Origin of the sequence: Pedobacter sp. (assembly GCF_035566355.1) — a bacterium.
In the GTDB taxonomy this organism is placed as follows: domain Bacteria; phylum Bacteroidota; class Bacteroidia; order Sphingobacteriales; family Sphingobacteriaceae; genus Pedobacter.
Genome location: NZ_DATMRL010000615.1, coordinates 1 through 16180 on the forward strand (window position 1 = coordinate 1; position 16180 = coordinate 16180).

Genomic DNA, 16180 nt, shown 5'->3' on the forward strand with positions numbered 1-16180 from the left:
CTGCAAATGATCAGAATAAAGAGAAAAGCATAGCAGCAGGAGCAGATGATTATATTAAAAAGCCTTTTGATATTGATTATATTGTAAGCAGGATTGATAAATTAATAGGCAAGGCTGTTAAAAAATAAATCTCATCTGTTATATTTGGTCAATCAATTACAAGATTTAAAATGTCAGATCAAAAGAAAGAAATATTTAGCGGCGTTGCACAGCGCCTGAAGATCGAAGGTTTCAACGTGGTTAATGTTGATGATACCCGTCCATGGGGTGGTTTTTTCGTGATAGATGAAGAACAGGCACAACAGTTTGCCAATGTCTACTTTGATGGATTAAATGTTAATGACCTTAAGATTAGCGGCAAATTGAGCCCTAAGATCCTGGTGGTTGCCCCTGATTCCCGTTTATCATGGCAATATCACCATCGCCGTGCTGAAATCTGGCAGGTAGTGAGTGGAAATGTGGGCATCATTACCAGTGATACAGATGAGCAGGGAGAGGTGAAAACGCTTACACCTGGTACCAGGGTAAAACTTGAAAAAGGAGAAAGACACCGTTTAATTGGTTTAAAAGACTGGGGTATAGTTTCTGAAATCTGGCAGCATACTGATCCTGAAAATCCTTCTGACGAATCTGATATCGTTAGGGTGCAGGATGACTTTGGAAGATAGAATATCTCCTGATCAATAAAAAATGCCGTGGGTTTGAATGGATCCACGGCATTTTTTATTGAAGATTTGGGAGTTGTTCAAAATAATTCTAAATAAGCATCATAATTTGATTACTTTTGAGGTTTGAACAGTTTAACGTAAGCGGATTACGTTGGTATACATTCAGTGCTTTATATGATTATTTTAGTTTTCTTCCTTTTACATTGGTTTCTCTCTCTCTTTTCCCAGACTTTTTTTCTCCACCGTTATGCTTCGCATAAGATGTTTAAAATGAATACCTTTTGGGAGAAATTTTTCTATTTGATTACTTTCTTGTCGCAGGGTTCATCTTTTCTGAATCCTCGTGCTTATGCAATTTTGCACCGGATGCACCACGCTTTCAGTGATACGGAGAAAGACCCGCATTCACCACATTTTGTAAAAGATGTATGGGGAATGATGATCCAGACTAAAAATATATATCTGAATTATTCCAAATACAATGTTGAACCTGAAGAACAGTTCAGAGATAAATACCCATCCTGGCCTATTATTGATAAAATTGGTGATTCCTGGATTACCCGCATCATCTTTATCAGTTTTTACGTATGGTTTTATGCTACTTTTGCAACGGCCTGGTGGATGTTCCTGTTGCTACCCATCCATTTTTTAATGGGACCAATTCATGGAGCTATTGTAAACTGGTGTGGACATAAATATGGTTATTCTAATCATGACAACAATGATCACAGCAAGAATTCTCTACCGCTTGACTTTTTAATGTTAGGGGAGTTGTTTCAGAATAACCATCATAAGAAACCAAATAGTCCAAATTTTGCTTCAAGATGGTTCGAGTTTGATCCTACTTATCCTCTCATGAAAGTGATGCACTGGATGCATATCATCCGGATCAGGAAGACCTAAGTCTTGTTGATACTGGGAGTGGTTTAGTATTTTAATAAATTGTTATTTTATATTTGGTGTAGCGTTTCTCTTTTTTGTTTCGTTTACATCGATAACCAAAACGACTAAATTATGCGATCCATTTATTCTTTACCTAAATTACTTTTAGTTTCCTGTTTGTTTCTTATGGTATCCTGCAGCAAGGATAACGCAAAACTCGTTGTCGATGACACCCTACAGGGAACATGGAAACTTTCAGCGTCATATGCTGATATTGGCAATGGTCAGGGCAAATGGATGCCTGTATCTGAGCATTCTGCTTCTCTTTATCTGGTCACGTTTAAAGATAATGGGGTGCTTGAAGGTAATGCCTATAGTGACTATTCTACTTATTCTGTGAAAGATAGCGTAACACTTACTTTTTTTAAGAAAGATAAAACCGAGCAGAATTATAGATTTAAAATTAGCAACGGAGAATTGACCATGAGTCCTGCCGGGCCTATTATGTGCATAGAAGGCTGTGGTTCTAAATTCGTGAAAACGAAATAAATTTCTTTATTGAAGACCTTTTCCGGGTGCTTTATGTAAATAAAAGAGCAAGTTTAATACTGCTCTTTTTTTATGATGTTGCTGATGTAGTTTTTCATGTGTTTATTTAAGTTTGTGTACTGTAATTCTATAAATTATGTTCAGAAAAACTTGCCTTATTGCCTTTATTGTTCTTACCGCTTTTCTTCAGATATCTGCTCAGTCTCGTACATCATCATTTAAAGTCATTCCGCTTGGTGTTAAGGGTGGGATAGAAGAGGACAATCTTTCTGCCTATTTGCTTGCCCCGGAAGGCAGTGATGGTTATATCTGCCTGGATGCGGGAACCTTAAATACCGGGATACGTAAAGCGATAGAGACGGGTGTTTTGAAAGGAAAACCTGATGAAGTATTAAGAAAGCAAATTAAAGGTTATTTGATATCACACGGACACCTCGATCATGTTTCTGGTCTGATCATTAATTCGCCGGAAGATAGTGTTAAAAAGATCTACGGCATGCCGAAGGTATTAGGGGTATTAAGAGATAAGTATTTTACCTGGGACGCCTGGGCCAATTTTGGTAATGAAGGAGAAAAGCCAATGTTGAAAAAATATAGTTATACGGCACTGGAAGAAAAGGTCGAAAGACCTCTCGATGGAACAGAGATGATAGTTAAAGCTTTTACGCTCAGTCATGGAAATCCTTATCAGAGTACCGCATTTTTAGTGGGACACCAGAATAGTTATGCGCTTTATCTCGGAGATACCGGCGCAGATGAAATTGAGAAATCTGATAAAATGCGTCTTCTATGGGAGCAGGTTGCACCTTTAATTAATAAAAACGAGTTGAAGGGTGTTTTCCTGGAAGTTTCTTTTCCAAATGAACAGCCTGAAAATCTATTGTTTGGTCATCTTACGCCAAAGCTTTTTTTTAAAGAACTGGGGCAATTAAAAAATCTTTGCAAAGCGGGTACATTTGAAAAAGTAAACTTTATTATTACTCATATTAAGCCTCCTTTACAAGCAGAGGAGTTGATACGTAAAGAGCTTAAAGAAGCAAATACGGAGAATTTCAAGCTGATCTTTCCTAAGCAAGGAGAATTGTTGTTGTTGAACTGATCGAAACTGGCAGTTCGTCGAAGCTATAATACTCCAGCGGAATTTTTTGTCGGACTAACTGCAACAATCTTATTGGTTTTCTGTCTATTAAGAAAAAGATTGTTGGATATGAAAACTTTTACAAATGCCATTTTAATTTCGGTGTTCATTTATGGTTTGAACAATGGGCCTGTCTTTGCCCAGGTTCAACAAAAAGTGCAGAAAATTGATGCTTTGGTGCATGATGCGAATAAGCTTGGATTATTTAATGGAAATCTCTTAGTGGAAGACAACCATAAAATAATATATAGGGCAGCGCTGGGTTTCGCAGATGCTTCTGGAAGAATACCACTTACCGAACAATATCGGTTTCATATAGGTTCTATCGCAAAGGAGTTTAATGCCGTTGGTATTATGATGCTAAAGGAAGAAGGTAAACTTAAACTGGAAGATTCGGTTTCTAAATACCTGTCGGAATTGCCTGCATGGGCCTCTCAGATCAAGATCATTAATTTACTGCAATATACCAGTGGCTTGCCGGACGTAAAATGGAATAGTGTAAATAATGATGCCGATAATATGGCAGATTTGCTGAAGGTGGAAAAATTAGATTTTGAGCCGGGTAGTAGCTATGCCTATAACAATAATAATGTATTCTTACAGCGAAGAATCATTGAAAAAATTACAGGTTTGTCTTTTAAAGAATTTGTAGTTCAAAAGCTATTGAAACCCTGCGGTATGAAGACAGCGATTGTAGATCCTGATAAACAAGATCAATGGATAGCCAGGGCTTATGATAACAACCGGAAAGAAGATGATCTTCATGTACCCATTTCTGGCTGGACGGCGCTCGCTCTGGATGATTTTTATAAATGGGCAAATGCAATTACAACATTCAAACTTATTGGTCCGGAGTCGTCACGGGAGCTACTGGCTGTTTTTGGCCCGAATAAGCAATCTGGTCTGGGAGGAGGAAGTATGGATGGCGATCAAATGGTTTTTCACAAACATGATGGAACAGCCAGAAACTATCAGGCATTACTGATCAGTAATGCACTTAAAGGGAGAACGGTGATTTTAATGACAAACAATCAGCAAAATAATCTATATGCAATTGATGCTTCAATACAGTCTATTTTAGATGGAAAACCTTATGTCAAAATTAAAAAATCTGTGACAGCGAACTTCTCCAGGCAAATCGAAATTATGAATGGGCCACAAATACTGGCATTTTATGAGAAAATGAAAGGGGAGCATGGTGAGGAGTACAATTTTGATGCGGAGTCTACCTTAAATGAAATAGGTTATATGTTGATGAATAGAAAAAAAATAGATGATGCTGTGCTTGTTTTTGAGTACAATACAAAACTCTTTCCTGAGTCGGGAAATGTGTATGACAGCCTTGGAGAGGCTTATTATGCTCAGGGTAATAAGGAAAAAGCTTTGCAGAATTATACGAGGTCTCTTCAGCTGGATCCAACGAATGAAGTTGCAAAAAAAGTCATTGCTGAATTGAATAGAAAGTAGCCTCTATGTACAATTAAATATTTCCATTCAGGAGTTGTCGGTTTTGTTCTATTTCGTATCTCTTGATTTCCATAATTTTAGATAAATAAATAAAAACATGGAATCAAAAGAAAACATATTACCCGTAGTTGTATTGGTCCTTACCGCAACGATGGCTGGACTGATAGCTGGCCTCTTCTACTCCTGGTCCTGCAGCGTAATCCCTGGCTTATCCCGTTTATCTGATAAAAACTATCTTGCTGCAATGCAGTCTATAAACAAGGCCATATTAAATCCTGTATTTTTTGTGAGTTTTATCGGAACATTAGTTTTACTCCCGCTCAGCACATACCAGTTTTATATCAGGCCTTTATCTATTCAGTTCTGGCTATTGGCCATTGCCACGTTGATCTATACTATTGGGGTTTTTGGAGTAACTGTTTTTGGAAATGTCCCCTTAAATGATCAGTTGGCAGCTTTCAACTTATCTTCAGCCGGGCCAGCAGAAATTGTTGCCCATAGAATGAAATTTGAAGGGGCATGGAATAACTTCAATACCCTTCGTACAATTTCTGCGGTATCGGTATTGGTTTTGGTCATTATTTGCTGTACGCAAATGCCCGTCTCTGGAAAATAGCCTTTAACCTGCTAGAAAAATAACATTTTTCTTGTTTCAGTCGTTGTATTTCAAAGGTTATATTTGTTGTATTAAATGACCAAGTATGATTTCAGCTGCTGATTTACTCCAGATCTTCCATATCAGTCCTATACCTATTGCTATTTTGGATGTTGATCTGAAACTTTTGGCAGTATCCAATCAATGGTTAAAAACCTATGGAATGGAAAGGGAGAAAGTAATTGGACAATCCTACTGCACTATTTTTTCAGAAAGAAGCAGAGAGTGGCTTACTATTTTAGAGCAAGCTGTTAGGGGTAAAGACCAGGCAGGAGAAGACCAGATGAATGAGCCATCGTCCTTGAATAACAGGTGGATGAAATGGGAGGTTAAATCCTGGAAAGGTCAGCATGGAAACGTGGGGGGCGTGATCATATATAGTGAAGATATTACACTGCATAAACAGAGTACCTTCCAGGATCAGCAATTTCGTCTGTTTATGGATTACCTTCCTGGTTTATGCTGGATTACCAACCAAGAGAATGTCCTTACCTATGCGAATAATGATTTTTTTGAAACCCTGCATCTCCCTAAAGATGTGGTAGGTAAAAATAACGAAGAGATCTTTGGATCAGACGTTGCAAAAAATGCGCATATCAATAATATGGAAGTACTCCGGACCCAGCAAAGCAAGGAGTTGTTCCAGACTATTCGCGGACAGGATGGATATCCTCAGTATTTTAAAACCTATAAGTTTCCTTTTATGGATGCCTCAGGGAAACAGAATCTGGTTGGAGCGGTAAGTTTCGATATTACCAAGCATAAACAGCTGGAAGAGAACTTGTATCAAAGTGAGGAGCAGTTTAGGCAAGCCTTTGAACATTCTCTGATCGGTATGGCATTGATCTCTCCTGAAGGTAGGTGGAAAAGGGTCAATTCCAGTTTATGTGATATTCTTGGGTATTGCGAAGAAGAGTTACAGCAATTGTATATACAGGACATTACGCATCCTGAGGATTTGCTTAGAAGTTCTGAAAGCTTAAAGGAACTCGCAGACGGCATTCGCGAAAATGTCAAAATGGAGAAACGGTATATCCACAAAGATGGATCAGTGATATGGGTGGTTATTGCGGCAACTATGTTGAAAGATAGCCTTGGACATCCCCTGCACTATGTCTCCCAGATAGAGGATATTACCAAAAGAAAAGAAATTGAGGGAAATTTGTTGTTAAGTGAGAAAAAATACCGGACCATTTTTGAAAATGTACAGGACGTTTTTTATCAGGCAGACCAGCAGGGAAGAGTAACCGAAATCAGTCCCTCTATATTGCAGTATTCCGGTTATACCCGGGAAGAGATCATTGGACGGCCCGTTATTGATTTTTATTACTACCCCCATGATCGGGACAGAATTATCGAAAATCTGCAAAAGGATGGATTTGTTATAGACTTTGAAGCCAGATTAAAAACAATTAATCAGGAACTCCGGTATGCTTCTGTGAATGCCAGACTGATCCGGGAGAATGGTCTGGTTGTGGGTACTGAAGGAAGTATGCGGGACATTACAGCCAGAAAATCACAAGATAATGCGCTAAGGGCTTTAAATACGGAGTTGACGGCTTCGAATGAACAAAAGAACAAGTTACTTTCCATCATAGGACATGATCTGCGTAACCCAATTTCTGGAAGTTTACAGTTATTAGATCTGACATTAAACGATTTTCAATCCAGTTCGGCTGAAGAAGTGCATACCTATCTTTCTATGATGAAACAGGAACTGTCTAGCGCAAATGAGCTTCTGGAAGATCTACTCACCTGGGCCAAATCTCAGTTTAATGCGGTTAGTTTTAATCCTGTTAACATTGAGGACCTGGCCGCTCAGTTACAGAAGTGTTTACTCAGCATTTTGCCTATGGCGGAGAAGAAAGGCATTCGTGTGGTGCAGTCAGTGGAGCCGGATTTAGAAGTCAACGCAGATAAAGCGATGCTGGATACGATTATTCGAAATTTAGTTTCAAACGCAGTTAAATTCTCCCATAGAAATGGGGAGGTATTAATTAAAGCAATTAAAAATGATACTGGTGTGCAGTTTTCTGTGAGTGACACTGGAATTGGCATCCCTAAAGATAAAGTGCAGGAATTGTTTAACAGCAAATCAAATTACACCACTTTTGGAACACTGGGAGAAAAGGGAACCGGGCTTGGACTTAATCTGGTCAGTGATTTTGTAGCCAAACATGGAGGAGAAATCTGGCTGGAGAGCGAAGAAGACAAAGGAACTACATTCTATTTTACTATACCCGCAGGTATAGGTACGCTTAGAGAAAGCAAGGGCGAAGAATAAGCTGAAACATCACCTGATCTGAACCTCCTTTTTAGTATATTTTGTTATTATGGATAGATTTACGCATTTTAGTTAAGAATAATGCTGGCTTAATCAGCAGAACTTTAAATGGAGTAGTTTTAATCTATGGGCAGATACAGTAAATACTCAGATAAGGAATTAACCGACCTGCTAAAGTCTGGTGACCAGTCTGCCTTTACTGAAATCTATAATCGGTACTGGAGCGTGATGTACGCACATGTTTACAAAATGCTTCGGGACAGAGAAGAAGCAAAAGATGTTATCCAGGAAATTTTCAGTAAACTATGGCTTAAAGCGGCTGAAATCAGATCTAATCAAAATCTTGCAGGTTTTTTATATGTTGCTGCACGTAACAGGGTTTTAAACCTCATGGAACAAAATCGTGTTCGGAATGATTATGTGAAATCCATTGCTTCATTTATTTCGGAAATAGATCCGAGTGCGATTGACCATGTAGATGAAAAAAAATTAACACAGATTATTGAACAGGAAATTCTTAATCTGCCTCCAAAAATGCGTGAAATTTTTGAGATGAGCAGAAAGGAGAATCTTTCACATAAAGAAATCGCGGAAAAACTGAATATATCTGATCAAACAGTGAAAAAACAGGTCCAAAATGCATTAAAAATTATAAGGCCAAAGATCAGTAATCTGAGTGTATTTATCTTTGCTCTGATTATTTTAAAATAATTTAGAAATCTTCTACCCCCAAAGTCCTTTTGCCCGGTTTTATCTATAAATACATTAACTGAATTTAGATGAACCACAAAGAAGCTGCATTACTTCTTGAAAAATATAATAAAGGGATAGCTACTGATGAAGAAGTCAAGTTGTTGGAGAACTGGTACAGCTCAGAAAGTCTCGGACGCAAATTAACTGATGATGAAACTGATTTGGATCGCTTGAAGGAAGAGATTTGGGAAGGAACATTAAAACGTTCAAATCTGGTGCCAGCTCCCTGTAAATCCAAAAGAAAATCGTCTGCATTAAGAATATGGAGTTATAGCATTTCAGCAGCAGCTGTTATTGTTCTATGTCTGGGTATTCTCTTCGTTCAGCGGTCAAAACACCGTTTTGCTGTAACTATGGAATTGGCTAATCGTATCCCCGGAGGAAGTAATAAGGCTACCTTAACATTGGCGAACGGGAGAAAGATTGTGTTGTCCGATGCAGTTAAAGGAAAACTGGCTGAAGAGGCCGGCGTAAACATTACCAAAACAGGAGATGGGCAACTGATTTATGAAATAAAGGAAGCTTCGGAAGGGAACTCAGCAGACAGTGAGGTTACACCTGCTTTTAATATTATTTCTACCGCGCGGGGAGAAGAATATCAGGTCGTGCTTCCGGATGGCTCAAAAATATGGCTTAATGCAGAATCTTCTTTGAAATATCCAACCTCATTTAAAGCGAAAGCGGACCGAAGGGTTGAACTAACTGGTGAGGCTTACTTTGAGATTGCTAAAGATAGAGCACATCCTTTTAAGGTGAAAACAAAGGATCAGGAAGTGGAAGTACTGGGAACACATTTTAACATCAACAGTTATGCCGGAAATGGCGGGGTAAAAACCACGCTTTTAGAAGGTTCGGTGAAGGTTTCTCCCCTTGGTAATGGGCAAAACGTCCTTTTAGAACAGTCTATTCTCCTTAAGCCGGGGGAACAGTCGGTTCATCAGGCAGGAAGTATAAACGTAGTGCCGGCAGACCTGGAACAAGCAGTATCCTGGAAGGAGGGATGGTTTTATTATAAAAGTACAAGCTTGGAAAGTGTATTACGGGAAGCTTCCAGGTGGTACAACCTGGAGGTCGTTTATCAAGGCCGTATTCCTGCCGATCGTTTTACAGGAAAAGTTCCCCGAAATGCCAGTTTGGGTAAGTTTATCAAGGTTCTTGAACTTAGTGATATAAAATTCAGAATAGAAGGTCGAAAAATGCTAGTGAATTAAATATATAATAATTAATCAATCAACTCAAACCAAAAAACAACCAAACATGGAAAAAATCTACAGAGACGACGGGATTTAACTCAGGAAAGGTGATCAGAAATAAAGGACCCCGATGGCGATCGGGATCCTTATAATGACTGGGTTCACCCATTTAACATTTTTTTGCAATCCGTTTAATTAGAAACCCAACCAAAACAAAAATATGAATAATATTATTCATTGCGGCCTGCTGTCCAAAAAATGGCAGGTACGCAATCAAATTTGGCGAATTATGAAGTTAACCTTCGTTTTTTTATTCTCCGCATTTATGCAGTTAAGTGCGGCCGGAGTAGCCCAAAGCATAAATCTTAATAAAAGAGATACCCCGCTCACCCAGATTTTTACAGACCTTGGTAAACAAAGTGGTTATCAGTTTTTCTATAATGAACGTTTACTGGAAAGAGCAAGTAAAGTAGATCTTAAAATTAAGAACGGTACCCTTGAAGAAGCATTGAATTTATGTTTTAAAGATCAACCTTTTTCCTATGAGATCCTGGATAAGATAGTGGTGATCAAGGAAAAGGACAAGACTATTTTTGACAGGATATCTGCTTACATTATGGCGGTCCAGATAAAAGGACGCGTTACAGATCAAAAGGGACACCCGATCCCAGGCGTAAGTGTACGGGAAAAGGGTAAGGGTGTCTCTGCGTTTACAAATGGAGAAGGCCAGTACCAGATCAATGCAGATGCTGGCGCAACACTTATATTTAGTTATATTGGGTATAAGACACAGGAAGTTAATATTGCCGGAAGAACTACTTTAAATGTCAGTTTGGAGGAGGACGTAAGCGTATTGAAAGAGGTCAATATCTCTACAGGTTATCAAACCCTGGATAAGAAAACATTTACGGGTTCTTCGACCCTGGTAAAAGCATCCGATGCGGAAAGAAATGGAGTTCCCGACATTAGCCGAATGCTTGAAGGACAGGTAGCGGGGGTAACTGTACAAAATGTTTCAGGAACGTTTGGTGCCGCACCTAAGATTCGTGTGCGTGGTGCAACTTCTTTTTCGGGCGACAATAAACCATTGTGGGTTGTGGATGGAATCATTTTGGAAGATGTTGTCAATATCTCCAATGAGGCCTTGACAACCGGGGATGCGAATACTTTGATAGGGTCTTCGGTAGCAGGTTTAAACCCGGATGATATTGAGAGTTTTAATATTCTGAAAGATGCCGCTGCAACAGGTATGTACGGTGCAAGAGCGATGAATGGGGTTATCGTTGTAACTACAAAAAAAGGCAGACAAACACAAGGTGCTCCAAAAATCAGCTATAGTGGAAACTTCACGACCTATGCTAAACCTTCCTATTCAAGTTTTGATGTGTTAAATTCTGCAGACCAGATGGCTGTTATGATTGAGATGCAGAACAAAGGGTATTATCAGATCCCGGATGCGTCCAGAGGTAATACGGGTGGGATCTTTTATAAAATGTATAACATGCTATATGACTATGATGAAACGACAAAAACCTGGGCGCTCAGGAATGATAATGCCAGTAAGGTTGCATTCTTGTCCAGGTATGCCAATGCAAATACAGATTGGTTCAATGTTTTATTTAAAAATTCCTTGCAGCAGGATCATTCCATCAGCATTAATTCAGGTACAGAAAAATTTCAAACCTATGCTTCTACCTCGTTTCTGCATGATGACGGACAAACAATAGGTAATAATGTGGATCGTTTTACAGGGAACTATAGAGCCAATTTTAAATTAAGCGATAAGTTAAGTGGCGAATTGCTGGCAAATGGTTCTGTTCGTAATCAGCAAGCACCCGGAACAACAGTTCTGCAGTCCGATCCTGTTTATGGTAGTTATTACAGAGGGTTTGATATTAACCCCTATAATTATGCATTGAATACCAGTAGGTTGATTACGCCATATGATGAAAATGGGGATCTAGAATATTTCAGGCAAAATAGTGCGCCTTTTAATATTTTAAATGAGTTGAATACCAATTATTTAAAATTAGCAATGATTGATTTTAAAGTTCAGGGTGGCCTCAGTTATAAGATCATCCCTGATTTGACCTACGCTCTGGATGGCGCTTATAGATTTACAAGAACAGAGAGCCAGATCTATATTCTAAAAAATTCTAATATGGCTACCTCGTTCAGAACCGTTGACGATGCAACATCTGCTCAGAATAATCCCAATTTATATAAAGACCCGGATTTCCCAAATGGTTTGCCGCTGAGTGTTCTTCCTGACGGGGGTTTTTATAAAATGACTGGGGATAATTTAAAAACTTATTATTTCCGACAAAACCTGCAGTACAATAAAACCTTCAATAAAGACCATAATCTGAATATTTTTGGGGCAATGGAAGTCCGGTATGCGGACAGGCAAAATGAGTATTTTGACGGTGCAGGTTATCAGTATGAAAATGGAGGTCTGGTGAGCTCTGACTACCATTATTTCAAACAGGCTGCTGAAACTGGGAAGCCTTATTTTGGGATGGGGTACGGCCTGGACCGTTACATTGCCTATTTTTCCAACGCAGCCTATACTTATAAGGAAAAATATACCTTGAAGTTGTCTGGTCGTTATGATGGGTCTAATCTGATGGGAAAAAGTACGGTGGCCAGGTGGTTACCTACATGGAATGTGTCGGGTAGCTGGAACATTGACGAAGAAAGCTTCTGGCCAAAGAACACTATTTTAACAGCCGCTAAACTTAGAGCCTCGTACGGTTTGGTTGCCAGTATTGGCAATGCGACAAATTCTTCTGCTGTTTTTTATAATCAGATTGCCCGGAGACCAAATATTAATGATCAGGAGGTTCAAACCTTTATATCGAGTTTGGAGAACGCTCAGTTGACCTGGGAAAAAACCAAGGATTTTAACATTGGACTAGACTTATCCTTGCTCAATGACCGGTTAAATTTAACTGTTGATGTATATAACAGAAATATTTTTGATCTGATAGGGGATATTAAAACTTCAGGGATTGGAGGACAGTATCAAAAAACGGCGAATTATGGAGGGATGAAAGGTCATGGTATCGAGTTTGCTATAACAGGCAAAGTTATAGACCATGAAAACTTTAAATGGAGAACAAATTTTAATTTTGGATACAATACAAATAAAGTAACTAATCTGGACGTTGCGCCTAATGTATGGAGGTCAATTTCAGCCAACGGGGCTCCTGTAGAGGGCTATTCTCAAAGAAGTTTGTTCTCTGTAAAATTTGCTGGTCTGAATCATGATTACGGATACCCAACTTTTATAGGGCCGGATGGGAAAGCGACGACTTATATCGGTTTGCAGGATGATGATTTGTCCTTCTTGAAATATGAAGGTCCCGTTGATCCAACATTTGCAGGGGGATTTTATAACCAATTTTCTTATAAGGGATTTAGCTTATCCGCATTGTTTGGCTTTTCTGCCGGAAATTTCCTTCGCTTAAAACCAACTGTTAAAAGCAGCTATGATGATCTAACGGCATTAAGCCGGGATGTTTTAAATAGATGGGTACTGCCAGGGGATGAAAAGTTTACCAGTATACCTGCTATTTTAGATCCACTTTCAGCGGCGAAGATAGTTGGCGCAGATGGAGCCACTGTAGACATCAGGTACCCTTATAATCTATACAACTACTCTACAGAAAGAGTGGTAAAAGGAGATTACATTAAACTCAGACAGTTATCTCTTACTTACAGCATTCCTAAAAAGATTTATACGAAGCTTAAAATGTCAAATGCACAACTCTCACTGGTGGGCAATAATATTTGGCTTATTTACGCTGATAAACGTTTAAACGGACAGGATCCGGAGTTTTATGCATCTGGTGGCGTTGCTATGCCCGTTGCCAAGCAATATACTTTATCGTTAAAATTTGGATTTTAATAAGAATAGATTATGAAACTACATAAAATATCAGTTATCCTTTTGGGCCTTGTACCATTTGTTTTACCATCGTGTAAAAAATATTTAAATGAGGCGCCAGATAACAGAACAGAAATCAACTCCGTAGATAAGGTGGCCCAGCTGGTCTCTACAGCTTATCCTACCTACGATTACTTGACATTTACAGAATCTTCATCAGATAATGCGGAAGATAAAGGCGTAGGAATAGGAAGTACAAATGAGATGTTTGATTTGCCTTATGCCTGGATTGATGTAATTGGCGCGCAGACTAATTCAACATCCAATTATTGGAATGGTTGTTATGAAGCAATAGCTGCGGCCAATCAGGCATTGGAGGCGATAGAAAAACAAGATCTGGGTACGGCAGTATTACCTTATAAGGGTGAAGCGCTGGTGGCCCGTGCTTATGCACATTTTATGCTGGTGATGTTGTATTCGAATCCCTACGAAATTGGTGGAGCGAACACTTCTCCTGGTGTTCCTTATATCACGGCACCAGAAACAAAGGTTATTGTACAGTACAGCAGGGGGACTGTTAAATCGACTTATGAAAAAATTGAGCAAGACCTTTTGGATGGAATCAAACTGCTTTCTGCTTCGGCCTATAAAGTGCCCAAATTCCATTTTACACCAGCTGCAGCCCACGCTTTTGCTGCTCGTTTTTATTTATTCAAAGGGGAATGGCAAAAAGCGGTAGATCATGCAACTCTAACCGTTCCCGGAAATGATTTTGTGGGAAATATACGGCCTATTACAACCACTTTGAAAGATATGACCGGTGAGGAATTTAATGCAGCATTTAATTCCAGTTCGCAAAAATATAATCTCCTGTTGTCTAATAATTATTCTACATACCATTATCAGAATGCACCAAGACATGGTTTCGGTGATCACCTGGTTAAGATGTTTACCACTGCGAATGTAACAGGAAAAATCCTGGCTAATAGAGTACCATCGTATGGTGTGCCGAATTATACCACCTATAAGTACAAGGGCTATTTCTTCAATACCGGGCCGGGAATTGGCTTCCCTTATTTGACTTCAGCCTCATTTACTGTTGACGAAGCGCTGATGAACAGGGCAGAAGCCTATGCGGAGCTGGGGCAATTTGATGCGGCTTTAAAAGATATTAATGATTTCTATAGTGTTAGAATTAATGGATATAATCCTGCAAATGATGCGGTAACACTGGCTAAAATTAGTGCGTTTTACAGTATCTCTGACCCTAAAGAGGGTTTGGTAAAAACGATATTGGATGCTAAGAAAGCAGAATTTTTGCAAGAAGGGATAAGATGGTTTGACATCATCAGACGCCGGCTTACTGTGGTACACAATAACTTTGACGCAACTGGTCTGGAAACATTCACAGAACTTAAGCCCGATGACAAACGCAGGGTTTTTCAACTGCCAAAAGAGGTTAAATTATCAGGTATAGAATTAAACCCGAGATAAATCGAATATTATGAAACTTATATATAAACTTTTATTTTTTGCTGCTTCTGTTACAACAGTAATTGGATGCCGGAAAACGGAAAATCTTGATGTAGATTATAGTAGTTTTAATGCCGACAATCCGCAGACCAATACCGCACTGGACCAATGGCTGAAAACAAATTTCTTAGATGCCTATAATATAGAAGTGGTATACCGGTACAACAGATATTACCATGGAAATACAGCAAATGTTACCCCTAATAAACTGGAGGATATCCAGCCGACGATGCAGGCTGTACTGGATGGATTTATAGGGCCGTATAGGAAAATTGCCGGGGAAACCTTTTCTAAAAAATACATTCCTAAAGAATTTGTCCTGTTTGGTTCCTACGCTTATGCGGATTCCAACGATCCTGGCGTGGCAGGGACTGCTGCTGGTGGAAGAAGGATAACTTTATACGGATTAAATGACTATGCTCCGCTTCCGGACGGCGCGTTCTATTTTTGGGACAGACAGAGAATTATGCACCATGAATTTGGACATATCCTGAATCAGATCGTTCCTATTCCTACTGATTTCGAGAGTATTTCCAAAGGCTATTATAAACAGCCCTATAAAGATACGCCTATTGATTCAGCGCATAAGAATGGATTCGTAACCAGTTATGCCAGTGGAGTGTATACTGAGGATTATGCAGAGAGCATTAGCTGGTTATTAATTAACGGGCAGGTATGGTATGACAACTGGGCAAATACAGCATCGGCAGCTGGAAAAAGCAGGTTGATCCAAAAAGAACAGAATGTGATTACCTACTATAATAATTTGGGTATCAACTTCAAAGAATTACAGAGAGAAGTACAGCTCTACATGAAAAATACACTGAATCTGAATGAATCCAAATTTCCTTACTGGTTAACAAAAAAAGCATTTACTTCGATGTCGCTGGATCTGAAATCTGATGTTTATCTGAAATATGGTAGTTCAGATGCTTTTAATCAAATCTATAACCAGGTGAAAACAGCGGTAAATGCGCTGCCCGGGTATGGATTAACATTCAATTTTATGAAAGTCAATTTTACTTCGGCTACCACAGTCAACCTGGAGATTAGTTTTAACCAGGGGGCAAATGGGTATGTTGCAGATTATCCTTTCAATATGAATGTGAACTCCACAACGGGAGAAGTTAAGTTTACAACAAATGGACCATGGACAGGAAACGCCACTT

General features: G+C 39.1%; 12 protein-coding genes. All 12 read left to right on the plus strand.

The features are described from left to right. Positions 1-170: 170 nt before the first annotated feature. Complete coding sequence (locus tag VNZ46_RS24070) at positions 171-668, plus strand: phosphoheptose isomerase (protein ID WP_108549607.1); 498 nt, start codon at positions 171-173, stop codon at positions 666-668. Between the two features lie 174 nt (positions 669-842). Continuing rightward, a complete protein-coding gene (locus VNZ46_RS24075) occupies positions 843-1571 on the plus strand; it encodes an acyl-CoA desaturase (protein WP_325563377.1) in 729 nt (242 codons plus the stop codon). A 111-nt stretch (positions 1572-1682) separates the two neighbouring features. Further along, on the plus strand, positions 1683-2099 hold the full coding sequence (locus tag VNZ46_RS24080) for a lipocalin family protein (protein WP_325563379.1): 417 nt from the start codon (positions 1683-1685) through the stop codon (positions 2097-2099). Positions 2100-2235: 136 nt separating this feature from the next. Next, complete coding sequence (locus VNZ46_RS24085; RefSeq protein WP_325563381.1) at positions 2236-3198, plus strand: 3',5'-cyclic-nucleotide phosphodiesterase; 963 nt, start codon at positions 2236-2238, stop codon at positions 3196-3198. A 108-nt stretch (positions 3199-3306) separates the two neighbouring features. Further along, positions 3307-4704: a serine hydrolase gene (locus tag VNZ46_RS24090; protein WP_325563383.1), complete on the plus strand. Its 1398-nt coding sequence runs from the start codon at positions 3307-3309 to the stop codon at positions 4702-4704. Between the two features lie 97 nt (positions 4705-4801). Next, positions 4802-5320 (plus strand): DUF1772 domain-containing protein, encoded by a 519-nt coding sequence (locus VNZ46_RS24095; protein WP_325563385.1) that lies wholly within the window; start codon positions 4802-4804, stop codon positions 5318-5320. An 85-nt stretch (positions 5321-5405) separates the two neighbouring features. Beyond that, entirely contained in the window at positions 5406-7643 is a 2238-nt protein-coding gene (locus VNZ46_RS24100; protein ID WP_325563387.1) for a PAS domain S-box protein, read from the plus strand. A 126-nt stretch (positions 7644-7769) separates the two neighbouring features. Continuing rightward, on the plus strand, positions 7770-8354 hold the full coding sequence (locus VNZ46_RS24105) for an RNA polymerase sigma-70 factor (protein ID WP_325563389.1): 585 nt from the start codon (positions 7770-7772) through the stop codon (positions 8352-8354). A gap of 68 nt (positions 8355-8422) precedes the next feature. After that, positions 8423-9607 (plus strand): FecR family protein, encoded by a 1185-nt coding sequence (locus VNZ46_RS24110; protein WP_325563391.1) that lies wholly within the window; start codon positions 8423-8425, stop codon positions 9605-9607. Positions 9608-9878: 271 nt separating this feature from the next. Beyond that, positions 9879-13499, plus strand: coding sequence for a SusC/RagA family TonB-linked outer membrane protein (locus VNZ46_RS24115; protein ID WP_325563393.1), 3621 nt, complete (start codon positions 9879-9881; stop codon positions 13497-13499). A 12-nt stretch (positions 13500-13511) separates the two neighbouring features. Next, complete coding sequence (locus tag VNZ46_RS24120) at positions 13512-14972, plus strand: RagB/SusD family nutrient uptake outer membrane protein (protein ID WP_325563395.1); 1461 nt, start codon at positions 13512-13514, stop codon at positions 14970-14972. Positions 14973-14982: 10 nt separating this feature from the next. Beyond that, the coding region (locus tag VNZ46_RS24125) for a substrate import-associated zinc metallohydrolase lipoprotein (RefSeq protein WP_325563397.1) at positions 14983-16180 on the plus strand (1198 nt) is incomplete at its 3' end.

Coding starts and splice junctions, on each gene's coding strand:
- VNZ46_RS24070 (WP_108549607.1), top strand. CDS start 171: ATGTCAGATCAAAAGAAAGAAATATTTAGCGGCGTTGCACAGCGCCTG.
- VNZ46_RS24075 (WP_325563377.1), top strand. CDS start 843: ATGATTATTTTAGTTTTCTTCCTTTTACATTGGTTTCTCTCTCTCTTT.
- VNZ46_RS24080 (WP_325563379.1), top strand. CDS start 1,683: ATGCGATCCATTTATTCTTTACCTAAATTACTTTTAGTTTCCTGTTTG.
- VNZ46_RS24085 (WP_325563381.1), top strand. CDS start 2,236: ATGTTCAGAAAAACTTGCCTTATTGCCTTTATTGTTCTTACCGCTTTT.
- VNZ46_RS24090 (WP_325563383.1), top strand. CDS start 3,307: ATGAAAACTTTTACAAATGCCATTTTAATTTCGGTGTTCATTTATGGT.
- VNZ46_RS24095 (WP_325563385.1), top strand. CDS start 4,802: ATGGAATCAAAAGAAAACATATTACCCGTAGTTGTATTGGTCCTTACC.
- VNZ46_RS24100 (WP_325563387.1), top strand. CDS start 5,406: ATGATTTCAGCTGCTGATTTACTCCAGATCTTCCATATCAGTCCTATA.
- VNZ46_RS24105 (WP_325563389.1), top strand. CDS start 7,770: ATGGGCAGATACAGTAAATACTCAGATAAGGAATTAACCGACCTGCTA.
- VNZ46_RS24110 (WP_325563391.1), top strand. CDS start 8,423: ATGAACCACAAAGAAGCTGCATTACTTCTTGAAAAATATAATAAAGGG.
- VNZ46_RS24115 (WP_325563393.1), top strand. CDS start 9,879: ATGAAGTTAACCTTCGTTTTTTTATTCTCCGCATTTATGCAGTTAAGT.
- VNZ46_RS24120 (WP_325563395.1), top strand. CDS start 13,512: ATGAAACTACATAAAATATCAGTTATCCTTTTGGGCCTTGTACCATTT.